This window comes from Cyclonatronum proteinivorum (assembly GCF_003353065.1).
Taxonomy (GTDB): Bacteria; Bacteroidota; Rhodothermia; order Balneolales; family Cyclonatronaceae; genus Cyclonatronum; species Cyclonatronum proteinivorum.
The window spans coordinates 832,850-858,869 of record NZ_CP027806.1; the positions used below are offsets into that span (position 1 = coordinate 832,850).

Sequence of the window (26,020 nt, forward strand, 5' to 3'; positions counted from 1 at the left end):
TTGATCTGTCGTCCCGTTGGGACTTTCCATCGGCAGAGAAGCGAATTTCAGGCCGCAAAGCCGAAATCAAAAAAAATAAGGACGCATAAGACCGGTTTGGTACGCCGGGAACCAGCATTGCTCCCCGGGTTTCCCCAAAAAGCATCAATCGCCAATTATCGCCTCGATTTCTTCAGGCTTCTTGGGGACATTGGTGAGATTTTCATAGCTCGTTTCGGTAATCACGAGATTGTCTTCTATGCGAATCCCTCCGAAATTCAGCAGGTTGCGCAGCTTCGATTCGTTCAGGAAAGGCGCCTGTTTGGGATCGCTGAAGGCAGGTTCGAGCAGCGCCGGGATGATGTATAATCCGGGTTCGATGGTGATCACCATGCCTTTTTCCAACGTCCGGCGTGCGCGCAGGAAACGCAGGCCCGGGCGGTCAATGGGCTCTACGCCTTTCAGGTAGCCGCCCACATCGTGCGTGTCGAGTCCGAGAAAGTGACCAAGGCCGTGCGGGAAGAACAGCGCAAACAGGTTCACCTGCATCATGTCATCGATGCTACCGTGCAGGTATCCCAAATCTTTCAGTCCGCGCAAAATGACCTGACAGGCGTGCAGGTGCAGGTCTTCCATTTTTACGCCCGGCCGGGCACTACTCGTGGTTTCAACCAGCGCCTGAAGCACAAGGCGGTATAAATCCCCGAAAACACCGTCGAACTTTCCGTTTACGGGGAAGGTGCGGGTGATGTCAGACGCGTAGCCTTTGTATTCAGCTCCGGCGTCAATCAAAAACTGAGCGCCTTTGGGAATGCGGCGCGAATTATCGACATAGTGCAGGATCGCGCTGTTTTTGCCGGAAGCAAATATGCCGCTGTAGGGATGGTGCAGCATGCCCTGTTGCACAAGATGATGTTCAAAATCGGCCTTGACTTCATACTCCCAGCTTGCGGTTTGTGCGCGTTTCATCGCAATGATATGGGCCTCGCTTGCCGCTTTGGACGCCCGCCGCATCAGTTCCAGTTCGTGGTCCGTTTTAATGCTCCGGCAGTATGCAAGGGCCTCCGGAAGCGTAACCGTATCGGTTTCAAGTCCATGACCGGTTACAAAATCGGCATCAGACTGCGTGTTGCAGTACACCATTGACGGCTTGCGTTTTCTGAATACGACTTCGAGTTTGTCATCATAAAAAACACTGTCGGGCTTAAACGCTTCCTTATAATAATCCGGACTGTTCACATATCCCATCCAAACCGCAAACTTGCTGTCCCGCTTGGGCAGCACCAGGTGCCAGGTCTGATCCTGAAGATCAAACAGCACATGGAAGTCGGGCTCATCAATGCCCGTGAGATACAGGAAGTTGGACTCCTGACGAAATGAGTACTCAAAGTCGGTATTGTAGCGGTGAGAAACGCGGCCCCCGCTCATATAAATCAGGGCATCTGTATCGGGCTTAAAAACATCAAAAAGCTTGGCGCGGTTGGTCTGTTCCATAGTTGGCGTTATATCAGAATTTAAAATCGAATCAATTTTGTAAAGTAATAAATTCTGAATGGCATAGCACCAAAAATCAGCGGAAGATCGAATCAAATTCTGCCGCCCAAATCCGGATTATATTTGCAGCGGAAGTCTCAGGTTTTGCGGCATTCAGCAGGTCGTAGCACTGCGCAGCATCCAGGTTTCGGCTGCCTTTGCTGTCGGTGAGTTGCACGGCAGTTTCCGGCACGGATTCTTGGTGAGAAGGCAGCAGCCTTACGCGCAGATGTCCCGAAATTTGCCCGTTTTGATGATGAAGGACATCAAGCATAGTCCCGCCTGCGTGATGAGCGGAAAGACTGATGAGGTAGGGCTCGCGCAGAAAAAAGTAGTGGTTCAGTGCCGCGTTCTCAGCGGAGGCCGGAAGCTGAATGAGGTGAATCTCCGCCCCCGCCTGTTGGTGAAGCGTGCGCAGGATTTCTGAGAACACAGGTTTGAGCGTCTCCGGCAGGGCCTGACCCATAAATCCGCGCCGCTGCCAGTAGGTCGTATCGCGCGTTACTGCAGAGCCGGTTTCCAGATCGGAGAGCAATCGGGGCGTGATACCATCATCCGAAACATCAAAAAAAATATCGCGCCTGCCGTTGGTCAGCAGTACAAGCGGTGCCCCGATTTCCAGGTTGTATCGCGAAGCCTGCATGGCTGTTTGCCGGGTGAGGCGGATATCCGGTGCTTTGCACTCTGCAAGCAGCCAGGGCCGGTGCTGTTTATCGAAGCAAAGCAGGTCGGTTCGCAGGGTCTGCCCCGTAATACGGGGTTTAACGGGCAGCTCCGTCGTAAACCGGCTTACAGGCAAGGCGCAGCTCAGGCGAAGCCATTCCACAAGCTGAAGCCGAACCCGCTCTTCCGGCCGGTCGGCAAGCACATTCTTCCGCACCGGATTCCAAAGCCGACGCTGCCCCTGTTCATAACGGATTTCCGGGAAATGACCGGTGAGCACGGAGACCGGCGATGGCTGTGGGGATGTATCCAAGGGACGTCCTTTTTTTGTGCGCAATTTACAAAATTGATGTCCCGAATGCTTTGATGGCGTACATGTGCCCAAATAAATCATAAGCCGATTAGCTGGTAGTAAGGGAAGTCTGCAGGGAAATGATTTCCCGAGTGCAGGGTATAGTTTATTATCCGGAAAAATCGTAGGATTGACAGACACCCCCAGCCCATACCGGGCGCGTGCGCAGGAATTGTGAAAAAGGATGGCGCATTTACCCTGCATTCACCAAATAACCGAATCAAACGCAACGTATGACAAGCCGTAAAGACCGCATTATCCGTGCCCTGCACCTGAGTCCGCACCCGGAAGGCGGATATTTCCGTGAAACCTACCGCAGCCCGCTGAATCTGCCGGTTCATCAGCAAACAGAAGCCTTCGAGGGTCCCCGCGCAGCCTGTACCGGCATTTATTACCTTCTCGGAGCCGGAGATTTCTCTGCCTTTCACCGCATTAAATCCGATGAAATGTGGCACCATTATGAAGGCGTACCCCTTACCATTCACCTGATTCACCCCGATGGCCTGTATCAGGCGGTGACAATCGGCGGGGATGTCGGTGCCGGTGGCCGGCCGCAATTTGTCGTGCCCGCCAATACCTGGTTTGCGGTAACGGTCGAGGCCAACCCGGAAACGCAACGCGACGCCTTCGCACTTACCGGCTGCACGGTCTCTCCCGGATTTGATTTCAAGGATTTTGAAATGGCAAACGGCTACATGCTCAAAAATGCCTTCCCCGAACATGCTGACCTTATCTCGGAATTGGTGAGAGAATAACCGGTGATGCGGAATGCTGAATGTTGATGGATGAGTCCGGGTGCGAACAGGGACGCGATCAATCAGACAATATGAGTCGGGTTCCTACGGTTGCTCATAAGCCGGTCGCCCACATTGCGGGGTAATATTGAGGTAACATTGCGGTAATACAAGCTTCATATCAGAAGGGTAATTCAGTACTTCATCTTTCTGATACCAATTTTTTGTATGAAATCCTGCCAATTTACCCGTTCAGGCCTGTTTACGCTTTTTCTTAGCTTGCTGATATGCGGGCTTTTTTCATTTTCTGCACCTGTGCACGCCGTCGCTGCGGAATCGGCTGACAGCACCGCATCGGTTCAGCGGGACTTACTGCAAACCCTTCGCGACAACGGAGTGATTACTGCGGAGCAGTTTGAACGCCTTATGCGGCAGTCCGCCGGAGAAGCTGTCCGCACCCGCGATTTGCTGGATGATGACGATGATTTCGGCTACACCCAAACAGATACCAGAACCCGGCGCTTCCGGGTGCGTTCTGAGGATGGCCGCGACCTGTTCAGACTCCGGGGGAGGCTTTATATTGATGGGGCGGGGAATTTCCTGGATGACCGTAAGAACACGGTGGATGACAACCGCGAAAACCGCGGGAATCTGGCGCGGTATGGCACGATCATCCGCAGTGCGCGCCTCGGTGCGGAAGGGGTGATGTATGAGGATTTCCTCTGGCGGATGGAGGTGGATTTCCGGGATGAAGAAGTCCGGATTCGAGGCGCGTATGTGGAATACATCCGGCTGAATCCGCTGCGGATCAAAATCGGGAATATTAAGGAGCCGTTCGGGCTGGAATGGATGAATTCGCGCAACCGCGCGACCTTCCTGGAGCGCGCCGCCAGTGTGGATGCATACAAGCCCGACTGGAATCTCGGTATGGCGCTTGGCTGGCAGGGTAGCCGGTACAGCCTGAGCACCGCGCTGATGAGCGGGGGCGGGCTTATCAATGAGCGGCAGCAAACGGGCGGATATGCGTTTGCGGGTCGGGCGACTTTCGCGCCTTACATGGGCTTTGATTCGTACACGCATCTCGGGTTTTCATCGAGCTACCGGGTGAATGCGTTCACAGAGCGCATTGACGGGAATTTTGATCAGCAGTATGTGGATGTGCGGATGCGCACCCGAACGGGCACCCGCGCTATTGATGGCCGCTTCATTGGGGCCGATGATATTGATGATGTGGTGGATATCACCCGTTATCACGCGGAGGCGGCTTTCGGCATTGGCCCCGTACACATGCAGGGTGAATACACGATTGTGGATGTTCGCCGCGATTTCCTCAAGCCGGACCTCAGCCTCGGCGGCTGGTACGTGCAGGCGGGCTGGTTCCTGACCGGTGAGCGGCGGGTGTACCGTCCGGACCGCGGCAACTTTGGCGCGATTGTGCCTAACCGCAATTTCCAGCCGGGCTTTGGGCCCGGTGCCTGGGAGCTTGCTTTCCGCTATGCGCATGTGGACTCCAACGATCAGGACTACGACGGCGGCGAGATGCGCCATTTCACGGCGGGCCTGAACTGGTACCTCAACCGCGAAACCCGTTTGATGCTGAACTACATCTACCTCGATGCCGAACGCCTGAACGGCAAGCGTACCAAAGGCAGCCTGATTGCAGCGCGGGTGCAGTTTGAGTTTTGAGAAATTTGTGGTTAAGGGGTAGGGCAACAGCGGTTTAATGGTACCGCCTTGGCAGGCAACGGGAGGGCGGGATGTCATGGGGCTTGGTTGCTGGTAGGAAGTTATCCGTCTCGGGTGTTGTGAAGCTTCCACGTCAAAGCCTGCCCTGTAGGGGCAGCATGTGGGTAGAAAAAACGGTCACCGCGAAAAAAACAGCGTGCCGTAGGTACGCCCTGTGCATGCCGTTGTTTGGGAATAGCACGAAGCGCAAAACAGGGGGCTCAGATAGATGATTGCACCGTGCCGGGTTTGTCACGGGCTGTACGCCCGGCCCGCGGTCGTGCCTTCGGCGCGCGAGGGGTAATTGGGGGGTGTCGATTTTTCTACGAAGATGGCGCTCCTAGGAGCTGGGGATTGGGCAGGTCCGGCGTCAAGCGTTGATGAAGGTACGGTCATTTCGGGGATAGTGCGGGATTGCATTACGTGGCCCGTGGCCCGCGAACCGCGTGCCATCTACGGCGCGAAAGCTGCCGGGTTTTTGGTTAACTTGGGAGGTATCATCCCAAATCCATCCGGAAAAATATCCTCCGTTTAGCACAAACCGCAATGAAACAACAAATCCGTAAGCTGATGCTGATTTCGGCTTTCGCCCTTTCGTTTCTGATTCTCATCATCATTATCAATCAGCTCGTGCAGTTCTCGGCTGTTATAGCGCGGCTGAACGAAACGGCCGGACTTGTTTTCCTCATCCTGAGCCTTTCAGTGCTGCTGCTCTCGGTGAGTTTGCCGGTTCTTGCCTTCCTGAAATTACCGGGTGCACTGATTCCGCCGCCCGTTTCCGAAGGTCCGGCCTATGAGGCGCATCTGAAGAAGCTGGCCCGCCGGCTGAATCAGAACCCCTCTGTACAGGCGCACATGGGACTGATTGAAGGCGAGGAGCAGATACAGGGCGCACTCGTGTACCTGAACGGCGAGGCGACCGAAAAGGTGAAACAGGCAAGCAGGCGGGCGTTTTTTACGACCGCGATCTCTCAAAACGGTGCGCTTGATGCGCTGTTTATCCTCGGCCTGCAGTTCCGGCTGATTTGGGACATCGCGCATGTGTACAGTCAGCGGCCTTCCCTGAAAGACCTCGGATTTCTGTACAGCAATGTTTTCGTGACCGCGCTGGTCGCCTCCCAACTCGATGAAGCCGAGTATTTCGAGATGATCGAATCGGTCATCACTACGAGCATCGGTTCGGCGGTTACTTTCGTGCCGGGCACCGCGCTCATCGTGAATTCTGCCCTCAACGGCACCTCAAACGCTTTCCTGACTCTGCGTATCGGCATGATCGCGCAGGAATACTGCAGCGCTATCGTTCGTCCTGAGCGCCGTCTGCTGCGCAACTCCGCAACGGTAAAAGCCGCCCGCATGCTCGGCGTAATCGCCCGCGACGCAACCGCCGACCTGATTGCCATGACCGGCAAAGCTGGCATGAACAAAGCGGGTCAGGCGGGAACTGCGGTTGGCGATTGGTTTAAAGGGTTGTTTAGGGGATGAGTTCAGAGTTCAGAGTTCAGAGTTCAGAGTTCAGAGTTTGGAGTTCAGAGTTCGGAGTGGAAAGTGGAAAGTGGAAAGTGGAAAGTGAAACGTTGTTATCTGACTATTCTTCAACTTTTGCCGTCCGCCGTCTGCGGTCCATATTTTCTCCCCCGTCATCCTAAAAAAGCCGAAATAAAGTCTTGACACGCGCGGCGTTTTCAGCGTATATTTGAGTCTTCCAAAAACGCGGGATGTTAGCTCAGTTGGTTCAGAGCACCTGCCTTACAAGCAGGGGGTCGGGGGTTCGAATCCCTCACATCCCACAAAAATTAGAAAGCCGTTCAGATTCAGTTCTGATCGGCTTTTTTTATGGGATGGATTTACCCGGAAGAGTCGCATGGCACAGCTTAGATTCACCGTCGGTGAGAAGTTGCCGGTGGGGGATTTCCGCAGCTGTGAGAATGATGATGAAACTGAGGCGTTAGACCGGACTTGGGTGTAATTAGTTTTGGAAGTCGGGAGAGTGCGAATTGCTGCTACAAATTGCGCGGAAAGGTGAAACAAGGTCAACCAAATGTTGCTGCCGACCGTAGAACAAAAGGTGACTTTCAGCAAACCCCGGAAGGCAAAAAAGAAATACCGACGATATGCGTGCTAAACCCTTCCCCAAAATGCTGCTTCTTTATCCTTCAACGGTGAACCCGGGTAGAAGAGCTTTGATGCGCACAGCCAATATGGGGCAAAAAGCGCCCGCGTGATAAGGTTTCACCTCAACATTGTATCAGCAGCCTTCAGGTATCCTTCAAACCCAAAAAAACTCAAACCAGAACACTGCGATGAGAGCCCTCTTCAAAAATCACCCCCTTTGGTGGGGCCTGCTGCTCACCGGCACCCTGCTTGTTTCCCTGATTACCACAAAATCCGGTCTGAGCTTTTTCAACCTCCTCAACAGCATGGCCGGACATCTCCTTTTCGCGACCATCATCGCGGTAGTCCCGGCTCTCATTTTTTGGCTCCTCAAACGTCCGCTGAGTACCCAATGGATCATGGTACTTTTTACCGTTGGATGGACGATTTTAGCCGCAGCTAATTTATGGGCGATGCCGTAGGTCGCTCAGCAGACCCGGGGCCATAACGATTGGCGTAAAAGCTGACCTCTTTGCCTAAAAAACCAAGCGTGACGCGCTTCAACGCAAAAAAGACAGAGCGAGCCGGAAACCTGCTGATCAGTCCGCTACACCAATCTTAGGCGGTTCCCCGCCAAAACCGTTTCTCAATCCGCCGCACATCCTCCGCATTTTTCAGCGTTTGCAGGTAGGCGTGCAGCTCCAGGAGCACATCATCCGGCTGACCCATAAACGGTGGTACATAAATCGCATTCCCGTAACAGTTCATGACCTTTAGCGGGGTGTCCTCCACAATCAGAATCCGCTCCTTCCGGTAGCCGATGCGGATGATCTTTTTTAACTGCTTGGTGTACTCGTAATCCGGCAGCAACTCGCCGAAGCGTGAATTTGCCCGCTCGCGCTTGTAGGTGCAGCGGCTGCGCCCCCAAACAAAATGGAACAGCGACCGGTGCGTGGGCAGCGCATCAACCATGGCCTCTACATAATCATCCGTGCCTGATGACCAAATCGCAAGCTCAAAATCTTCCGCGCACTTCCGGAGAAAGTCCGCGACATGCGGCCTGAAATATACCTGAAACCCCAGCACTTCTGCATCAGGCACCCTGCCGTCAACGCGCGTATCGGCGGCATGAAGGAGGGTTTCATCGAGGTCGAGGATGAGGAGGATGGGGTGGGATGCCAAATGAATTAGGTGTTATTCAATAAAGTATGAAGACTAGCCGGAATTTGATCTATGGGATCAAATTCCGATGTTGATATTTTGAATTGTAATGAATTATGCGGAATAAACAGAATTGGAATTTAAAATTGATTACTTATATTAAGGGCGCATCTGAGTTTGTAAATTTAAAACAAGTTAGGGAAGATGAATACAAAAACGGCTCTGCTTCGCATTTTATCAAACAGTACTGATGTTGCTGCAACCAAATGGTTATACGAACTTGCCGTCAATATTGGAGTTGTCTACATTAGACATAGGGTGAGAAAAGGCTCAATAGATCTGGATTTTCTTCATAGCGACGAGATGTATGTTGCACAAACAAGTGTTGCAGAGCTATTTGCCAGGGATGATGAAAACAAATTTAAGTGTTTGTGCGGATGTGAGTTGTTGCAAAATATAGAGCAGTCTGCTTTGCAAGATGTGGAGATTCAATTTAAAAGAGTTGTTGTTACGAAAGTTAGGGATGGCATATATCTGTTGTATAAACAACACGATGCCCAACTAAATAGGATACTAAGAAATCTAAAAACATCTTTTGCTAACTTTTCTGATTTAAATATTTCTGATACAGGGATTGTGCATTTCGCAAATTCAAATGAAAATAAGGAAACGATACCTGAGCAAATTTTGGAAAGAATTATCGTTAATGCTGCAAATAGTACAGTAAATACTCCTCAGCTGCTTGCGAAGCTTGTTGAATCTTTTAATAGGTATCAAGAATATAATATTTCGATCAACCTTACTGAGCTTGCAATACTCATACGTTCAGCTGCATATAGTATTGGTAATGTATCAAATAATTTTAGCATTGGAACAGAAGAAATTGCTGAGGCTGAGTGTTTAAAAGCTGTTATCGAAAAAGCAATCAAAAAAATAAAAAAACGATATAAACCAGGATATGTAGAGAAAAAAAAGATGCCGGATTGGCTGTTTGAGAGTTATCTAAGCTCGATAAAGAATTTATACCTGGCAAAACTCACCAATGGAGATTCGGCAGAAGGGTCTATTTTTTACTATCTTAAAGAGGAAATTCCGAATCTTAAAAATGAAGAATATCGGGATGGACACCGGGTTACTGTAGAATATCTCATTAAGCTTTCAAGAGAACAGATATTAGCGGATTATCGGAAAATTTGATTTTATGCATTTGGACTAAACTGCGAGGAATAGGTTAAAATGGAACATCTTACTTTTCACGAAGTGGAGACTCTCGTGTTTCGCAGGGAGACTCTGACCAATTCGACTATATCGAGTATGCTAAGTCATATCCAAATTTGTGAGGTTTGTCGAAACATAGCAGAAATGGAACAACTTTTGTACGCTGAATTCCGCAAGAATACGCAGGCGGAGGTTAGGCCACCTTACAGAATGATTTTAAAGCACAAAAATTTTTCCAAAAAGAGAATGCCAGGTAAAATCCGGCTTGCTGCCGATACAGCCGTTGTGTCATCTGCGGGCTTTAGTAATGTCGGAACGTATATTTCAACTGAATATGGGTTGCTGATTCGGTTCAGTTTAGATAATAACAATGGAAGACTCTCTGTCACGGCGCTTACAGCCCACGAGGATGTTGATTTATCATACCTGTTACTTCGATTGGAAGGGCAAGAAACCTTTATTCAACTAAACAAAGATGCGAAAGGTGTCATTCCTGCAGAATTGGTTTCAACCTCAAACCGAAGCTTTATGTCAGACATCGAAATTATATTTCCAATGATAAAGTTTGATTTGAGACCGGCCGAAATGGAATATTCAAATGGCGATTTAAGTGTGCAGGTTGTGGTTGAAGATAGTCGAACCACCTTCATTTGGAAAAAAATGTTTGCGTACCTGCCGGATGTTAAGCGGGCTTATCTTATTGATGAAGGGGGACTAGCCATCAATAGATTGGTTGATAGCAGTTCTTTTACATCTACATCCGGGCCAAAAATTCAAAGGGTAGCGCTATATCCTGCTTAATCCCTCTAAGAGTCAGATTGGTTGCATAAAATAACTTTGTCCGTTACAATCCGATTATGTTTGATTTTGATGACGAACACGACCTTCTGATAGACTCGCTTAAAAGGTCAGAATACATACCACTACTTCCTGTTAAGATTCAGAGTTTATTAACACTTTACCTTAAGGACGTAAGTCGTTATGAGCTTTATCTGAAGGAGTTATTTAGTGAGATATCGGGCGTGAAAAGGACAATACATCTGTTGGGCGCCGAGCCGGAGGTCTATTTAAATTTAGGGTACCAACTAAATAACAGTCTGGGGCACCTCAATTATGCAGGTTTGGGTTCGCTTGCATTAAGGTGTCAAAAGAAAATTAAACTTTTGGCATTGGCTTCTTTATGGTGTGTCTGTGATTACATACAAATAATAAAAGACGCCTCATTTGAAGACTGCTTTGATGATTTAGTATCACTGATAAATGAGCTCGGGCCGGAACAAAATGAAGTTCAAAAGTTTTGTGATTTGGTGATCAGCAATACCAAGGATTCAGGCCTAAAGCGTAAAGCTCTGGTTTGGAAGCAATCAGGCAAGTCTATAAAAGAGGAGATTTGGTTGCCTGTCGTAGCGTCAGATATTCAAGGCGCAGAAGTCAGCGGAGGCTTAATTCGCGTACGTCTCATACATACCGCCTATGATGAGGCACTTGATAAGGATTATTTTCACCCTCTAATAAACACACCGAAAGATGAAAATAGCAAGGAATATGTGTACTCAAACCCTGTTGCAGCAGCGAGGGCAGTATTTGGGAAAAACCGCAATACACCCGCAGTTCAGCTATTGATAGGTGTTGAAGACGAACAGGCATATTGCACAGGGCACTCAATGGGAGCTTCTTTTGGCTTGCTCGCGTTTTTGGCTTTAGAAAAGCTTGGTTCAGATCACCAAAGGCCTTTTTTTCCCGGAGGTCTTGCCGTAACCGGAATTATTGAAAAAAATGGAACTATTGGAGCTGTTAGTCTGGAGTCGATTGAAGAAAAGGTTAACGCGTGTTTCTTCGGTCCGGTAAGCATACTTGTGTTACCAGCCGGTAATTATGAAAAAGCATTAGTTGTGTGCGAGCGTCTCAGGGAGAAATACCCCGCAAAAGAACTCGCGCTGGTTGGCGTAAACTCACTGGCAGATATGATCTCAGACCGGAGAATTATCCAGTATAAAAAAATACCTTTGCTGAGACAGGCAGGAAACTATATACAGCGTAACAAAACCCTTATTTTAAGTGCAATCAGCCTGTTAATGCTCGTTGTGTTAATTTCCAAGACGATGGAACCAATTGACCAAAATCCTGCGAAATTTGAGCTTGAGCTAAGCCGGATTATAGTTTTAAATCAGGCAGGTCAATATCTAAGCAGCATTCCAATAGATGATGCTACGTACCGAGAGCTTGTAAAAGACCAGAATCATATTCGTTTTTACGATATCAATAATAATGGAAGAAACGAGATCATATTTCTTCGGAATAACTCTCTAACTAACAGTAACTCTGTAACGCTGACGGTATTGGATGTCCGTGACAGAAAAGAAATCTGGAGCAGAAGTACAGTACTAAGTGCTGATTTTAGTCATAATCCGGATATCATTAACCGAAACATGTCAAGTACAGGCTTCTTAATTATTCCGGGTGATGGTATCAGAAGCCCCAAAATTATTCATACGGCCTCTTTGAACTTTTTTCCGTTTGCCATTGAGCTACTTGACCTTCGTTCGGGTGAACTGATCAGCAGCTATTTGCACTCAGGGAGACTAAATGATTTGCGGATTCTGGAAAACTCAGACGGAGATCCGCAAAGTGTAATTTTCACCGGGGTAAATAACAGTTTCAGGCAGGCAATAATAGGCGTTTTGCAGATAGATGAAATCAGAGGTCAGTCTCCTTCGCAGGGACGGCATAAAGCGCAGGACTTACCGGTTGCTGTCCATGAACACTATATCAGATTGCCTAAAACAATACTCTTCGAAGCAGGTCGCACTAACAATCTGCTGAGCAAAGGAAGAAGAATCAGTTTGCTGCATGATAAAATTAGCGTGAGGATTGATGATCTGGTGATGGATCGTTCTTTTGGGAACGGTAATGGGCAATTGATCTGGTACTTTACTAAGGGTTTGAAGCCCTTAGGTATTGGGCTTACCAACGCTGGCGATGCTGTAATTCAGAACTTAATTGATGAGGGCAAGTTGGAGCACTTTCCGTTTACAGCCGAATATATAGAGTCGCTTTTAGAGCAGGTCTCATATTTTAGGCATGGTGAATGGGTACGAAAACATTCAAAGTAAACGATCTTATTTACTGTTTAAATTAGATTTAAGAAACTGACGGGCGAACAGACGGGTATGAATTAACAACTATTTTTCCGCAAGGGATAAAAAACCAAAGGATAAGTGCTGATAAATATGAATTCATAAACTACATTTTTTGGTCAACCTTCTGATTAATATTGCAATAGCTTTCCTTTTGCTGTCTGCTGAAACGAGGGAAGTGTTAATTCAGACTGAGACAGGTGCACTTGTTAGTGTAAATGGAGTTGTTGCGCAAGAAGTAGGGGTGGGAGTGTATAGAGTAGCATTTGCAGAGAATTCAGAAGCAGGCAGAGTTATTGAAGTTTTTGTAGAGAAGCCGGGATTTATTCCAAAACATATGACATTTCCTGCGAGTCAGTCTTTGGATAATGGTGGTGTTTTAGAAAAAAATATAATATTAAATCCAGCCTTTGCTTCAAATGTAAATAAGCAGAATGAATGGTACTTTATTCTCGGTATGCTTTTTGTCCTATTTGCTTGCGTATTAGTTTTTCTCTATTTCTATTCCGGCGTAAATTCATTATCCGTACAAAAGTTGATTAACAAAAAAAAGTTTACATCGAAAGAAAAATATATAGAGGAAGATCCAAATGTATTTAACGAGGAAAACGAAGATAATTCAAAACAATTAACACAAGAAGAGTCAGAAGAGAGCGACATAAGGGCAGAAGAGCCAAATGTCGTGGATGATAGCCAATATCATCATAAATACATGCCCAAAGAATGGGTGTCGGATGATCAGGAAAAAGATGTGGCTTCCAAATCTATCATACTTGATGGGAAAAATTTTTTGGTACTGAAGCATTTGGCAAAAGGTGGTGTTGCTGATTTGTTTCTTGTTCAAGATATGAATGGTAATCAGCTGGTGCTAAAGCAGATGTCGCAATTTTTAGACGATGATGATATGAGAAAGAAGTTTATAGGCGAAGGTTTTGCAGTTAAGAGAATAAACCAGCACACCCCAAATGCTCCAATCGTTGAAATATTCAACTATGGACAAATGATAAATGATAGTGGCGAAACCGTACCTTTTATTTTAATGGAATATTTAAAAGGTGCTAACTTAACAAATATAATTAAAGAGAATAGGTTGAGTTTCCATGATAAAATTGTTATTTCAATACAATTAATGGATGCTATTGACGCTGTGCATAGCACAGGAGTTCTTCACCGTGATATAGCTCCGGATAATATAATGGTTACTGAAGAAGATACTCCAAAGATTAAATTAATTGACTTTGGAGTAGCAAAGCATGACGTAGCATGGCTCTCAGGTTCTTCCTATGGTGCCCTGTACGGAAAGCCAGCCTACATGTCACCGGAGTATCTTGAAGGGACTACCGAATTAGATTATCGTTCTGACTATTATGCCTTAGGTGTACTGATGTATGAGCTGTTCTCTGGCAGTTTGCCTTTTAAAGATAAAAATCCTTATGCGATTGCTGAAATGCATAGATTTAAAGAAGTGCCTAAGTTAGAATCCGTGCCTGATAAGATCACTGACATAATATATATGTTACTCGAAAAGAAACCTGGTCAAAGACCAAATTCACTTCATGAAATAAAATTAACTTTAAAAAACATGATTAATTATGAATACTAAAATAATAGCAAAATATTTTGCAATAGTCGTCGTGTGGCTATTCGTAGCAACTGATGTTTCTGCTCAAACTGAGTTGAATATTCAAGACCTTCAAAACAACATATCAAGGTATTTGGACCGTGCAGTTATCATTGAGGGTGTGGTCGATCAGCATATTGATGATGTTGGTGATCTCGGAGCTTATGTTGTTCGTGACAGGTTTAATGACGTTATTAGGGTAAGAACCTCAGATTCAAAGCCTCCACTAAATACAACCTTAAGAATTTCAGGGATATTTACAGAGGGTGCAGCAATACGTGGGGAAAGAACTTTTTTTGTACTTGAGTCAAGTCGCGAATTTACAGATGTTGGCGGAAGCACGGTAATGCTAACCCTAAATTCTAACCCGTCCGGCGCTACAATTATCATGAATGGCGTAATGCAGGGCACAACGCCTGCTAATCTTATTTTGCCTCAGGACCGAAATGTAATGTTACAGTTACAGAAGAATTTTTATAACGATAAAACCATTTCGGTTGTAACACGAAGGGATAATATTATTCGTGAAGTTAAATTAACAAGATCTGGTTTATATTATGTAGCAACCTTTTTGGGGATTGGTTTGATTTTAGCCTTAATTGGTATTGTTTGGTTTGCAACAAAAGATACAAGTTCTGGAGGTTCCGGAGTCACAGGTTCTACAACAGGTGGAAATCGTGGTGAAGGTGGAAACAGAGGTCAGGGTGGAAATAGTGTTAGAAAACCAACAGATACTGAAGACCAAAAACCATCTGTTGTTGAAAACAAGACTGTAAAAATGAATGTTCTTCAAGGCAGAACTGTCAAAGTGCGCAGAGGTTATTTTAGTGTTCTGGAAGGTATCTCAGAGCCTAAAGAATTGCGACTCTATATTGATCCAAAATCATCTGCAAATGAGTATACATTTGGTAGGGATGACATCAATAGTGTAAATCACTTTCAACTTAAGGACATGACAGTAAGCCGTAAACAAGCAGTCCTTGTTGTTGAAAACAACGGACCGTATACTATTGTCAACAACGCCAAATCAGACTCTAACCCCACAAAAGTGAACGATGAAGAAATGGCACCTTATGAAAGTCGTGCCCTCAACCACGGAGATATTGTTCAAATGGGCAATGTTAAGTTAGAGTTTAGGCTTAAGTAATAATCCAATGAGCAAGGCTTTGCCAATTGTTAGTGTACACCAGGAACAGGGACGCCGATCCTACCAGGAGGATCGGTGTCTTTATTTGTATGATTGCATACAGGATGTACCATTTGCTCTAATTGCTGTCGCGGATGGTATGGGAGGTCATCGTGCCGGTGATATTGCTGCTGAAATAGTGATAGCCTCCCTTGAGCGTTACTATAAAGAATTAAAAAATAACTTCACCCGTGACTTAAGAGAGCTTAAAGCAAACGCAGTTGAAGCAATCCTTGAGGCTAATAAAGAAATAGCTAAAGCGGCGCAGTCTGACAACGAAAAGGCTGGTATGGGTACAACGCTCGTTATGGCTATTATCCTGGGAAATAAGGCGGTTTTCTTTAATGTTGGTGATTCAAGAGGATATCTTTTTGATGAACATACGTTGGACCAAATAACAAAAGATCATTCGGCAATTCAACAAGCCGTTGATAAAGGTTATGATGTTTCATCGTTAAATATAGGTTCGAATGTACTCGTAAACTGCTTAGACGGAAGCTCAGATACGGAGGTTGATGTCTTCCCGGCACTTGATGGTTTTGACATTTCAAATAAAGGAATATTACTCTGTTCTGATGGTGTTTCTGGATTTGTTGAGGAAAATATAATATTAAGTATTTTAAACCAGCAATCGGATAATTATGCAAGAAAAATTGTTGAGGAGTCATATAATAATGGTTCTGATGATAATATAACTGCTATAGTATTAAGTCGTGATGATAATACTGAAGACCATAATCCTATTCAATATGTTGGTGAAGATGGAAACGAAGAAATTTTAAGTAAAGGTGAATTTCGGGAAAATAAAGCCAATTCACTATATGTACTGCTGGTTGTTGCATTATTTGTAGCTTCATTTTTATTAGGATATATAATTAGAGATATGGATATATTTGGTTCCAAAACGGATGAGTCTGCAGTAATTTTGTCTAATGGCGAGGACACTATTGAACAAAGTGAAACAGGGCAAAGTGGTGAAACTGATAGTAATGGAAATAATACAGTAAATAAAAATAGTGGGTTTGAAGTAAATATACTTTTTGGTTTGCCTAACACAGTTAATCCTGAAGAGTCCGGAAATGATTGGTTTGTTCTTAAAGGTAATGTTGCTATGGTGGATGATAGTATTCGATATAGTGGATTTGAAATTATAAGTCCTGATAGTAGCCAAAAGGAATTTGATTTAACACAAATAGTTCCTTTGAATCATTTGCATGAAGCCGTTAAATATATGAGAAGCGAGTGTAGTGGTCAATTTGTTTTGAATTATACTGTAGGTAAAGGTGATACTGTAAGAAAAATTGAACGTTGTACACAAGTTAGTGTGCATGAATGGCGTGATAAACCTGCAGATCATAGTAATATTCAAGTTGGTGAAGAGTTTGTGATTCTTGGTACTATGCCAGATAATCTACAATCCCAATCAGAAGAGTCGAACTAATAATATGATTTATATAAATAACATACACGCAAAGCTAATCTTTATCTGTTGGGTAATCGTATTCGTTGTAAGTTCATGCGGACCAACTGAAAAAGTTCATCGTATTGACCTCGAAGATACTTTTCAGGATGAAATTAGCAGAGATACGAATGATGATGTTGAAACTGCTGAAAATTTACCTGATGTGTTCTTTATTGGGGGCATAGTGTCAGAGCCTGTTGTTGTAAACGGAGACACTACATTTGTCCCGCTTCCTGACGTTACAATAGAAATTCGTGACGAGTCCAGGTTTCTTTTTGCACGGGCAAACACCGGGCTGAGAGGGCAATTTTATGTCGAACACCGTAATATTCAGCCCGGGCGGGAATATTTTATAATGCTGGTGACAAGAGACCGTAGAGCGACCGATTTGATCAACTACAATTTTGAGCTTCACTCCGATATGTCAATAATTGTCGCAGAGAACTTTATTTCATTCAGAGGATCAGATTGGGACGATCGTGCCATATTGAGGGGATCAACAGTTCCTCCAAGGACAGAACAATAATCAACTTTTATAGTATAGTTTGCTATGGTAAAAAAAATGACATTCTATCACATTGTGACTGCAGGGCTGAAAATTATTTTGGTAATGTACCTGTCATTATCGCTCTCAAGTTGTTCCCAAAAAACAGAGGCAAATCTTACGATAATTAGTTGCATTGATCAGGACGGAGAGATTCTGACTGGAACTGCTGAGGTGCGTATCAATGGAGTACTGCATGAAATTGATTGTTCTGCTGTGAATACAATTTCATATAAAATAGCTGGCGATCGAATACCTTTACAGTTTTCAGGCGGAGAAATGCCAGGGTACGTTCTTATTTCACCCTCAGAAACTTTGCCTATAGGCGAAAGCGGGCTTGAAGTTGAACTTGGATTTCGTTCAACGGCAAATATGATTGAAATCGTAATAAATACATGTCTTGATGATAATGAGTTACCGGTAGATGATGTTTTGAAATTTACTGTTGACGACAAAACGTACAACATCAATTGTCCGGATGGAAAAAGAATATTCGTTGAGAAAGATCAGTCTGAGTCTGACAGAGGTATTGAGTACGCAGTTGCAGGTGAAGGCTTTCGATATAGCGGTGATGGCTCGATCAGTTTTAGGGAGGATCAAAAACAGTATTATTTAACGCTAATGGTAGAGTCTGTTGCAAACCTGTCAATTAACAATGCTCCCGATGCATATACAGTTGCCCTTAAAAACGAGAACGAAAACAGGACCTTGTTTTTTGAAGGTCAGGACTATTTTGAAGGTCTGCCAACAGGTAGATATTTACTTGAAATTGAAGCAGAAGGGTTCGAAACTCTGTCTGAAACGATTGAACTTGTGCGGGGAGATAATGCCATCACATTTGTATCCGCGCCAGTGATTGCCACAGGTATTATCAATTTTGATATAATACCAGAAACAGCCAATGTTAGTGTGACTTCGATAGCTACAGGCGAAGAATTCCCCGTTCAGTCAAACGATCAAAGTCTCGCTCTGCCCGTAGGTGACTACAGCTGGACAGCTGACGCCGATGATTATAAGTCTGAAAGCGGACAAATAGAATTACGCAGAGGCGAAAGCAATTTAAATATAACGCTTCAGCCAATTGAAGTAATGGGTGAACTTGTAGTAGCAGTACGGCCGGCGAACGCAAATATAAGTGTACGAAATACAAGTAATAATCAGATAATACAGCCGGGCACGAATGAGTTACTGCAGCTCACGCCCGGAGTGTATGAATACGATATTGAGTTAGCCGGTTTTAATTCAAGAACAGGTACTGTCGAGATCAGGCCCGGGAGCGCATCCTCAATTACTGCTACACTAAGTGAGGTATCAATACTCAGCTTCATAGATGACATGCAACAAGCTCGAAGTATCACAGATGCCTCAAGATTACTCAGAAGCAAACCCGCACAAGCGCCAGGTTTATCGGCTGAAAACAGACTTAGATATCATAATGAGCTGTACAGGCTTGCTGTAATATTATACGAAGGAGGAGATATACGAGATGCAGTTAATGTTTTTGAGTACCTGGTCTCAGAAGATAATGCCAATTTTCAGGCCAGGCTTGCATTGGGAAATCACCTGGTGAGAAGCGCTTCTAACTTAAACGAATTAACTGAAGCAAGAGAATTTATACGACCCATGTTTGGCAGTATGCGTTTTAATTACCCGCCAAATGACAGACAAAGGGTTGAACTAACTGCCAGATATTTTTATGCATTAAGTTATTATGAGCAAATACGTTTAACAACGGATACCGACAGAATGGGAGTCGTTGCAAGACAAGCCATATCTCAGCTTAGGGATGTTCATGCGAGGTTTTCAGAGGTTGATAACCTGTCTTCAGATCTGCAAAACTACAAAAATGATACTTTGAACCTCATTCAGGTTGTTGAAGCAGATATTCTCTTCGGGATTAATTAACAATTAGATTACCATGAAAATTATTTTAAGCAATATAATTATAATACTTCTTTTCATACCGGAGCTATCATCAGCGAGACAGGCGGTATCATTGCAAAATCAAACTGAGGGTGAAAGAGAAGTGAAGGCGGTGATTAATCCATCTAATGTAAATTTGTTTTCTTATGTTGCCGAACGTGACAACGCTCTGAATTTAGGGTACTTTCAGACAAGTGGTAATGGTTTTATCCCTGTTATGTCACTATGCAGATATACAGAAACTGTTAGAGACGATATCGGCAGAGAAGAGGAAATCATTACGAATAAAAACTGTGATGATTTTAACTGGAGGCCGGTGTTGGATGAGAATGGCAGGTATTGGTTCTTATTCACATCAAGATCAGAAAACAGAATATATGCAGGTTATGTTGGCAAAAGTTTGGATTGTAGTACAGCTGAAGCCTGTAATTACTTCCCTTTAACCATAAGTCTGCCAAGAGGAGACGGTTCTCTGCTACGCCCGCAGTGGGCGGCTGACGGAACTGCTTTTATTTTCGAGTTCGGGGGTAACGTTTTTAAGGTTTCGGGTATCTTAAGTCCTGAGATGATGCAAGAACAGGAACTGCTCCCGATACTTTTTATTGAAAACGCAGCATATCCTAATTGGTCACATAATCAGGAATTCATAGCATTTGAGAGAGATGGTGATATTCTTGTGTTTAATTATGGTTTGTTTCTGCGTGACAAATCACAAGATCTTTACAGTGTAAATCAGAACTTGCCGGCGGATCGGGCTTTTGAAAAATCAAGACCTTTTTGGTCTTCTGATGGTGCACATCTTTCATATTTTGTGCCCGAAATAACGCAGTCGCATAATGCGTCAGAACAAGAGGATAATTTTAGCTGGAACATACTCATTAGAAGTTTGATTACTGAAGGAGAAGATTTTGGGTTTCGGCCACTAAACAGAGAGCGTTTTCAGGTTAGGGGAGTTTCGAGAGCGCGCGATACGCTCACAGGCCCAATGGTGGTGAATTTTTTAACGGGTGAAGACGAACGTGTTTTCACAGGATTTGTAAACAACGATCCGGATAATAATTTCCCGGTAATTTTAAGATCCATACGTGCAGACGGGCGTCAGTTATCAACAACGATATCAGATCGTAATCATTTCAATAATGATTATGTCGCAATGATGCCATCTGAAAATACCATACGTTTTATATACAGCTCGCAAATGGATGGTGAATTAAATCTTAATTTTGCAACTTGGGAATCACAAGATCATTCGTTTACAGCTCCTTATACGTTCCAGAATGTTGGTCAAAGGGATGCACTCATCAGATCAGCCCTAATTCCGGGATATGGTCAACTGTTTAAAGGTCAGCAAATAAAAGGATATAGTCTGATGGCAGGGGCTGCAGTGCTCACCGGGGCAGGTATCTATTTCGGTTTGGAGGCAAAAAACGCTTTAGACGAATACCAAAGGCAGCTTGATGCATTTAGGGATCTCCTTGTTGGTAATGAGGCAACAAGTGCTGAACTAATGGATGTAAGAAGGAAGCGTGACCTTGCACTTGATGATCAAAAACGTTTTAACAACCTTCAAACCTTATCACTTACTCTTTTAGCCGCTGTATATGTTTATAATTTATTTGATGCGCAGCAAGGGTTTCCAATATACAGACGTGTTTCAAGAGAAGGGGTTAAGAATCGTGTTACGCTTAACGCTGATTTGCTGACTTCCCAAAGTGGATCAGTAATTTACCCTGGAGTACAAATCACTTTAAATGGATTGTAAGAAAAGGTTTTTTATGCTGCAAATAAAAAACATAAAAAATGAATGTATAAAATGCTTTCAGCTATTTTTCATACTTGTATTGCTTGGTTTTATTCCGGGCAAAGAATGTTTTGCACACAATCGTGACATTATTTCTGAAATAAATAATGTCACAAACAGTTCTTACGGATCCAGTGCAAGTAATAGTTTGGAAAAATTGCTTTCGTACGCTGAATTGTATAGGCTCTCGTATTATTACTTTCTTGAATTATCTCTGTACTATATCACGTCTGATTATGAAGATACAAACACAAATGAATTGCAGGTTGGCAAGAGAATGAATGCTTTCTTGAATAAGAATCAATCACATGACCTTGAGTTTCCTGCCAGCTGGTTTGTGGATTCTTCGGATATACCAAATTGCAGCAATGTTGAAAAGTATTTGTCTGCATATGTTTGTAGTATTTTTGCTCAATTGCATAGTAAAGATGATGTTATGGATTCAAACGAAATCCGTAAAATCCTCACGCAAATATCTTCAACAAGCAGAGCACAGTTGCTTGACGAAATAAATGAGGCATCCGATTTGTATTCTTTAGATACGCTATTGTCAAAATGGGCCGACATGTATCATGCATATTGGGTTGCATATTATCAATTGGCCAGAAAATACGCGTTTGAGATGCTAAATACAGTAGATTCATTTGAATATACGATAGCTGCATACGCTCTAAGAGAACTGACATTTTTTGAAAGCAAAAGCTATCAGGGTTCGGATATATTGTATCAGATGGTTGTCAACCTTGGTAGGGTGTTCGCAACAAATTCAGCATGTGGGGAGACGGAAGAACAGTTGGTCACTGACATGTTATCAGAATATCAGGCTATAGGACTGTCTTATGCTGTGGGTTATGCTTTGCACTATTGCAATGCGGACCGCATGTCAGGTTTATTTCTTACAAAACTTGAGCAACTATTTAACCTCATGCGAGAAAGAAGTCAGTTCACCATGAATCAGCGTCAAACTATGTTGCAAGCCATTTATTTGCTTGATAAAAATCTTGCAGCTGAGCTGTTCCGTAATTATGTGCAGCGTATTAACGCATTAGATCAGGCTCAAAATGACCGGGTTGCTGCAGTTTTATTTAGTGCGCTGAATCTGTATCAGGAAAATGCAGATATGAGATCGGATTCTCGTCTGTTAATTGAGCGCTTATTGCGTACAAACCCGGAATTTGGCCGTCTGTTTTTAGTATTACAGCTTGCAACCCTGCCACCGGATGATGTTCCTAACCAAATTATCAGATACGAACAATGAAAAAAAGTTACTTAAGCAAAGCACTACTACTTATTATTTTAGTCGTTTCTGCGCAAAGCCTTTTTGCACAACAAGGAACGCTTCGATATACTGAGGATGCCCAATTTGCCCGGCTTCATCCGTATGATAATGCGTCCGAAAGAGCAAATACCGCCAGAATTTTCTCCCTGATATTTGAACCCCTTTTTACGTATGACTATAATTTAGAGCAGTTCGAATACGCCCTTGCGAAAGAAATACTTGTACAACAGCCGCGAAAGGTAGTTATCAGACTTAAAGATAATGTGAAATGGCATGATGGGAAAAATTTCTCAGCTGATGATGTCTATTTTACTTTCGATAAAGCCATGAATTTCAACAGAAATGAAGCTGTTAGAAACAGACTGAGTGGCTTAATTGAAAACATCAATATATTAAGTGATGATCAGGTTGAGTTTGTTTTTAAGGAGGATGTAAGAGATCCAAAAGCTGAATTAAGCTTTATTTGGATTGTGCCAAAGCACAGACTTGAGGGGGATAATGCAACAGATTTTATAAGAAATCCAATCGGTACCGGACCTTACAGAGTGTCTGAGTTTAATATGAGTGGTATTACTTTTGAGCATTTCCCTGATTATCACGGTACTATAAGAGATATAGGTAAAATTGTTCGCAGGCAGACTATCGATCTTGATGCCCGAATAACAGAACTTCTTTCAAATGCTACTGATTTGCTCATAAATGTACCGGCAAATAGAGTTCGACAAATCGCTGAAAGAGGCATGCATAATCTCATCCCTTATCAGTCTTTTTCAATAAGTACGATTGCCTTCAATTACAGCAACAGCATGCTTGGAAACAGGAATGTGCGTGAAGCTATGGTTCGGGGTTTTAATCGTGAGCGTGTTCTGAACACATGGTACAACGGCAGAGGGAGTTTAATTGGGGGGCCGCTTACTCCTGGCGCACCATTTTTTAACCCCAATGTACAGCCTTTACCGTACGAACCAGCAAGAGCAAGGCAATTGCTTGCAGACGCCGGATTTTCAGATCGGAACAACGATGGGTTTTTGCAGGACGCCAACGGGAATCGGCTTCGTTTTTCAATGGTTGTACGCGATTTGGGTGCAAATACGAATGACCCAAGCCTGAGAAATGTCGTTCAGGATTTTATTGATGAAATGCGCAACATTGGAATTGAAATTCAAATTGTAAATCTCACCTATGACGATTTTCGCCAGAGGGTTTTTGAAAGCCGTGATTTTGATCTTGCTGTAATGGAAATCTTTTTTGATCCTACCTACGATATCTCCCCATTGTTTTTTAGTCGGTCAGTATTTTCTGAGTTTAATGTAACAGGATATAGTAATCGGGCTGTTGATGCAAGATTCGAATCCTTCTTTAATTCAGAAAGCCGCAGTGAACGCATGGAGCTGATGAGTTCTATACAGGAGATAATTGCAAGAGACATTCCGTATATCTTTATGTTTACCCTTGAGCGTAATGCTGCCATTAATCTGCGGTTTTATAATGTCAGGGTAGATCCGTTCTATTTCTTTAATGAAGTTAATTACTGGAGAGTGCAGGATTTATGAGTCTTGCCAATAACTTTATTGCTAAAGTTATTCTTAAAGGTTTGCTTCAGCTCATTGCAGGCATCGTATTGCTGTGCCTGCTTACAGCTTTTGTGCCCGATCACACAGCGCCAGGTTTTTGGGAGCGTTTTGTGAGCTATCTGAAAATTGTGTTCACTTTTCGGTTTTCCGAATCCTGGCTTTTACCCTTTTCGGTATTTGAGCTGCTCAGTTATCATTTTAAAATCACTTTTGTGATACTGACGGTGAGCATTTTGTTTGTAATTTTGTTTGCAGTTCCGGCAGGTGTGCTCGCCGCCAAAAAGCAGGAAAGCGCACTCATGGCCTCGGTGTCTGCACTTTTGCATTGGCTGAGTTCTGTGCCCCTGCTTGTCTGGGGCGTGATGCTGATGTTTGCCTGGTTTTCGTGGTTTTCGATCGTACCGACTTATGGGAACTTTGAGGATGCCGGTTTCACGGGTAAACTCTTTTTTTTGCTCCCTGTAGTTTTAGCGCTCTCCTTTGGGGACGGTACTTTTAGCGATGTGTACAACAAAGTAAGGTCAGAAACGGCTTCAATTATGGAGCAGCCCTGGATGAAAGCTGTAAAAGCGAGGCGAAGCAGCGAGACAAAACATCTTGTATCAAGGCTTACAGAGCCTGTGTTTCATGTGGTCAGCAGTAAACTTGTTTATCTCATTAGCGGCACCATTATTGTCGAGTTCATCTTCGACTGGCGGGGGCTCGGGTGGTTGTTATGGAGTCTGCTCACAGAAGAAGGAGCCAAAGATTACCCCGTTTTGATTGCCGTATATCTGGTTTTTCTGTCCATAATTGTTACTGTCAGTGTACTCCGGGAAATAGCTTCATTCCGGCTTAATCCTCAAAGAAGATACAGCTAATGAATACAGAGGCTCTGCGGGAATACTGGCGCATAGGCATTGGCGGAGCGATTGTTCTGATCCTGCTGGTTTCCAATATCATTGTACTGCTCTCGGGTGATGATTTCATCAGGAGTGGGGAGCGGAATTTGCCTCCTAAGTCTTTATTGCTGCAGCGGGTAACCATGCAGTTTCCTTTGCATGAAGAAGTTTATGATCCCTGGGGAATGCTCATAATGAGTGATGAAGATGCGGAAGATGAAATCTTTGTCCGCAACCGACCCAATGTTAGAGCAACCATAGGTCAGGCGTATACTTTCAGGCCTAAACTTAAGAACGGTGCAAAAGCAGAACAGCTCGAGGCAGGAAGAGTACCGGCGGGTGCCTCCGTTGAAGAGGGCCGTTTTGTATGGAAACCCGACTCTTTGCAGGCAGGCCGTCATGAGATTGAACTGCGTATTACCATCAGGCATATGGATGAATCAACTACAAAAATGGTTACGTTTCCGGTATATGTAAGCAGTGAGGCGTTTTTTCTCGGGACTGATGAGCGCGGGCGATCCATGGTTCACTTGCTTATTTCCGGAACAAAGTGGCTGGTTTTACCGGGGCTGATTGCCTTACTCATTGCGCTTCCCGTCGGTTTGCTGCTTGGGGCCTTATCCGGATTTTATACCGGCATGGCGTCAAAAATACTGCAGGGACTTAACCTGCTGCTTGAAACGGTTCCGGCTTTGCTCCTCATTTTTCTGGCTGCTGTTATTTCAGGGTTTAATATTTACAGTACCATGATTGCAGCCGGTCTTGTACTGATGCCTGCATTTGCAGAGAGCATTCGTGCTGTGGTACAGCGTTTCAGGGAAATTCAGTTTGTGGAAAGTGCTGTTGAACTTGGCTTAAGCCCCAAAGTCGTACTGTGGCGTGAAATTATATGGGTTAACTGCAAAGGACTCATTTTCCCCTATATCCCCTATGTATTTGCTTTTGCGGTTATGGTTGAAGTAACCCTGAGCTACCTGGGGATTGGTGTGCAAATTCCGGAAACATCCTGGGGACTTGTACTCAATTCCGGCCGCGCGGCCCTGCTCGACGGCATGTATTGGGTTACCCTTTTTCCCGGACTGGCAATTGTGCTAACCATTTTTGGATTTTACGTGCTGGGCGATGGAATAGCAAGAAAATGCCAGCATAAATAAGG

General features: G+C 44.4%; 20 protein-coding genes and 1 tRNA gene. 18 read left to right on the forward strand and 3 right to left on the reverse strand.

What is annotated here, in order from left to right:
• Positions 1–144: 144 nt before the first annotated feature.
• Positions 145–1,473, reverse strand: a complete 1,329-nt coding sequence (locus CYPRO_RS03205) for an aminopeptidase P family protein (protein ID WP_114983254.1) — start codon at positions 1,471–1,473, stop codon at positions 145–147.
• A 76-nt stretch (positions 1,474–1,549) separates the two neighbouring features.
• Positions 1,550–2,488: a type I restriction enzyme HsdR N-terminal domain-containing protein gene (locus CYPRO_RS03210; RefSeq protein ID WP_164682502.1), complete on the reverse strand. Its 939-nt coding sequence runs from the start codon at positions 2,486–2,488 to the stop codon at positions 1,550–1,552.
• A 272-nt stretch (positions 2,489–2,760) separates the two neighbouring features.
• On the opposite strand from CYPRO_RS03210, the gene CYPRO_RS03215 reads away from it, so the two are divergent.
• The 5 genes from CYPRO_RS03215 to CYPRO_RS03235 all read left to right on the forward strand — a co-directional run bounded on the left by CYPRO_RS03215 (position 2,761) and on the right by CYPRO_RS03235 (position 7,559).
• Positions 2,761–3,282 (forward strand): cupin domain-containing protein, encoded by a 522-nt coding sequence (locus tag CYPRO_RS03215; protein ID WP_114983256.1) that lies wholly within the window; start codon positions 2,761–2,763, stop codon positions 3,280–3,282.
• A gap of 207 nt (positions 3,283–3,489) precedes the next feature.
• Positions 3,490–4,947 (forward strand): OprO/OprP family phosphate-selective porin, encoded by a 1,458-nt coding sequence (locus tag CYPRO_RS03220; protein WP_114983257.1) that lies wholly within the window; start codon positions 3,490–3,492, stop codon positions 4,945–4,947.
• Positions 4,948–5,532: 585 nt separating this feature from the next.
• Complete coding sequence (locus CYPRO_RS03225) at positions 5,533–6,468, forward strand: DUF697 domain-containing protein (protein ID WP_114983258.1); 936 nt, start codon at positions 5,533–5,535, stop codon at positions 6,466–6,468.
• Positions 6,469–6,698: 230 nt separating this feature from the next.
• A tRNA-Val gene (locus CYPRO_RS03230) sits at positions 6,699–6,773 on the forward strand.
• Positions 6,774–7,286: 513 nt separating this feature from the next.
• On the forward strand, positions 7,287–7,559 hold the full coding sequence (locus tag CYPRO_RS03235) for a hypothetical protein (RefSeq protein ID WP_124245499.1): 273 nt from the start codon (positions 7,287–7,289) through the stop codon (positions 7,557–7,559).
• A 136-nt stretch (positions 7,560–7,695) separates the two neighbouring features.
• On the opposite strand, the gene CYPRO_RS03240 is transcribed toward CYPRO_RS03235, so the two are convergent.
• Entirely contained in the window at positions 7,696–8,259 is a 564-nt protein-coding gene (locus CYPRO_RS03240) for an NIF family HAD-type phosphatase (RefSeq protein ID WP_240644820.1), read from the reverse strand.
• Positions 8,260–8,442: 183 nt separating this feature from the next.
• Here CYPRO_RS03240 and CYPRO_RS03245 point away from each other — a divergent pair, with 183 nt between their 5' ends.
• The 13 genes from CYPRO_RS03245 to CYPRO_RS03305 all read left to right on the forward strand — a co-directional run bounded on the left by CYPRO_RS03245 (position 8,443) and on the right by CYPRO_RS03305 (position 26,018).
• Positions 8,443–9,435 (forward strand): hypothetical protein, encoded by a 993-nt coding sequence (locus CYPRO_RS03245; protein WP_114983260.1) that lies wholly within the window; start codon positions 8,443–8,445, stop codon positions 9,433–9,435.
• 165 nt (positions 9,436–9,600) lie between these two features.
• A complete protein-coding gene (locus CYPRO_RS03250; protein ID WP_124245500.1) occupies positions 9,601–10,257 on the forward strand; it encodes a hypothetical protein in 657 nt (218 codons plus the stop codon).
• 56 nt (positions 10,258–10,313) lie between these two features.
• Positions 10,314–12,569: a hypothetical protein gene (locus tag CYPRO_RS03255; RefSeq protein ID WP_114983262.1), complete on the forward strand. Its 2,256-nt coding sequence runs from the start codon at positions 10,314–10,316 to the stop codon at positions 12,567–12,569.
• Positions 12,570–12,708: 139 nt separating this feature from the next.
• The gene (locus tag CYPRO_RS03260) at positions 12,709–14,196 is read left to right on the forward strand and encodes a serine/threonine-protein kinase (RefSeq protein WP_114983263.1); all 1,488 of its coding nucleotides are present in this window, start codon (positions 12,709–12,711) and stop codon (positions 14,194–14,196) included.
• The gene (locus CYPRO_RS03265; RefSeq protein ID WP_114983264.1) at positions 14,186–15,361 is read left to right on the forward strand and encodes an FHA domain-containing protein; all 1,176 of its coding nucleotides are present in this window, start codon (positions 14,186–14,188) and stop codon (positions 15,359–15,361) included. The genes CYPRO_RS03260 and CYPRO_RS03265 overlap by 11 nt, the downstream gene beginning before the upstream one ends.
• Positions 15,362–15,368: 7 nt before the next feature.
• Positions 15,369–16,841: a PP2C family protein-serine/threonine phosphatase gene (locus CYPRO_RS03270; protein ID WP_114983265.1), complete on the forward strand. Its 1,473-nt coding sequence runs from the start codon at positions 15,369–15,371 to the stop codon at positions 16,839–16,841.
• Positions 16,842–16,845: 4 nt separating this feature from the next.
• Positions 16,846–17,388 (forward strand): hypothetical protein, encoded by a 543-nt coding sequence (locus tag CYPRO_RS03275; protein WP_114983266.1) that lies wholly within the window; start codon positions 16,846–16,848, stop codon positions 17,386–17,388.
• A gap of 36 nt (positions 17,389–17,424) precedes the next feature.
• Positions 17,425–19,311, forward strand: a complete 1,887-nt coding sequence (locus CYPRO_RS03280; RefSeq protein WP_124245501.1) for a carboxypeptidase-like regulatory domain-containing protein — start codon at positions 17,425–17,427, stop codon at positions 19,309–19,311.
• 13 nt (positions 19,312–19,324) lie between these two features.
• Positions 19,325–21,091 (forward strand): DUF5683 domain-containing protein, encoded by a 1,767-nt coding sequence (locus tag CYPRO_RS03285; RefSeq protein ID WP_114983268.1) that lies wholly within the window; start codon positions 19,325–19,327, stop codon positions 21,089–21,091.
• Between the two features lie 13 nt (positions 21,092–21,104).
• Positions 21,105–22,388: a hypothetical protein gene (locus CYPRO_RS03290; protein WP_124245502.1), complete on the forward strand. Its 1,284-nt coding sequence runs from the start codon at positions 21,105–21,107 to the stop codon at positions 22,386–22,388.
• Positions 22,385–23,962, forward strand: coding sequence for an ABC transporter substrate-binding protein (locus CYPRO_RS03295; RefSeq protein WP_114983270.1), 1,578 nt, complete (start codon positions 22,385–22,387; stop codon positions 23,960–23,962). The genes CYPRO_RS03290 and CYPRO_RS03295 overlap by 4 nt, the downstream gene beginning before the upstream one ends.
• Complete coding sequence (locus tag CYPRO_RS03300) at positions 23,959–24,843, forward strand: ABC transporter permease subunit (RefSeq protein ID WP_114983271.1); 885 nt, start codon at positions 23,959–23,961, stop codon at positions 24,841–24,843. The genes CYPRO_RS03295 and CYPRO_RS03300 overlap by 4 nt, the downstream gene beginning before the upstream one ends.
• The gene (locus tag CYPRO_RS03305; RefSeq protein WP_114983272.1) at positions 24,843–26,018 is read left to right on the forward strand and encodes an ABC transporter permease; all 1,176 of its coding nucleotides are present in this window, start codon (positions 24,843–24,845) and stop codon (positions 26,016–26,018) included. Before CYPRO_RS03300 ends, CYPRO_RS03305 begins: the two co-directional genes overlap by 1 nt.
• Positions 26,019–26,020: the final 2 nt, after the last annotated feature.

What these genes read in the sequence shown, in the direction of transcription:
- CYPRO_RS03300 (WP_114983271.1), top strand. Translation starts at nt 23,959, where the DNA reads ATGAGTCTTGCCAATAACTTTATTGCTAAAGTTATTCTTAAAGGTTTG.
- CYPRO_RS03235 (WP_124245499.1), top strand. Translation starts at nt 7,287, where the DNA reads ATGAGAGCCCTCTTCAAAAATCACCCCCTTTGGTGGGGCCTGCTGCTC.
- CYPRO_RS03215 (WP_114983256.1), top strand. Translation starts at nt 2,761, where the DNA reads ATGACAAGCCGTAAAGACCGCATTATCCGTGCCCTGCACCTGAGTCCG.
- CYPRO_RS03280 (WP_124245501.1), top strand. Translation starts at nt 17,425, where the DNA reads ATGACATTCTATCACATTGTGACTGCAGGGCTGAAAATTATTTTGGTA.
- CYPRO_RS03205 (WP_114983254.1), bottom strand. Translation starts at nt 1,473, where the DNA reads ATGGAACAGACCAACCGCGCCAAGCTTTTTGATGTTTTTAAGCCCGAT.
- CYPRO_RS03220 (WP_114983257.1), top strand. Translation starts at nt 3,490, where the DNA reads ATGAAATCCTGCCAATTTACCCGTTCAGGCCTGTTTACGCTTTTTCTT.
- CYPRO_RS03285 (WP_114983268.1), top strand. Translation starts at nt 19,325, where the DNA reads ATGAAAATTATTTTAAGCAATATAATTATAATACTTCTTTTCATACCG.
- CYPRO_RS03225 (WP_114983258.1), top strand. Translation starts at nt 5,533, where the DNA reads ATGAAACAACAAATCCGTAAGCTGATGCTGATTTCGGCTTTCGCCCTT.
- CYPRO_RS03245 (WP_114983260.1), top strand. Translation starts at nt 8,443, where the DNA reads ATGAATACAAAAACGGCTCTGCTTCGCATTTTATCAAACAGTACTGAT.
- CYPRO_RS03275 (WP_114983266.1), top strand. Translation starts at nt 16,846, where the DNA reads ATGATTTATATAAATAACATACACGCAAAGCTAATCTTTATCTGTTGG.
- CYPRO_RS03295 (WP_114983270.1), top strand. Translation starts at nt 22,385, where the DNA reads ATGAAAAAAAGTTACTTAAGCAAAGCACTACTACTTATTATTTTAGTC.
- CYPRO_RS03265 (WP_114983264.1), top strand. Translation starts at nt 14,186, where the DNA reads ATGAATACTAAAATAATAGCAAAATATTTTGCAATAGTCGTCGTGTGG.
- CYPRO_RS03250 (WP_124245500.1), top strand. Translation starts at nt 9,601, where the DNA reads ATGGAACAACTTTTGTACGCTGAATTCCGCAAGAATACGCAGGCGGAG.
- CYPRO_RS03270 (WP_114983265.1), top strand. Translation starts at nt 15,369, where the DNA reads ATGAGCAAGGCTTTGCCAATTGTTAGTGTACACCAGGAACAGGGACGC.
- CYPRO_RS03305 (WP_114983272.1), top strand. Translation starts at nt 24,843, where the DNA reads ATGAATACAGAGGCTCTGCGGGAATACTGGCGCATAGGCATTGGCGGA.
- CYPRO_RS03255 (WP_114983262.1), top strand. Translation starts at nt 10,314, where the DNA reads ATGTTTGATTTTGATGACGAACACGACCTTCTGATAGACTCGCTTAAA.
- CYPRO_RS03290 (WP_124245502.1), top strand. Translation starts at nt 21,105, where the DNA reads ATGCTGCAAATAAAAAACATAAAAAATGAATGTATAAAATGCTTTCAG.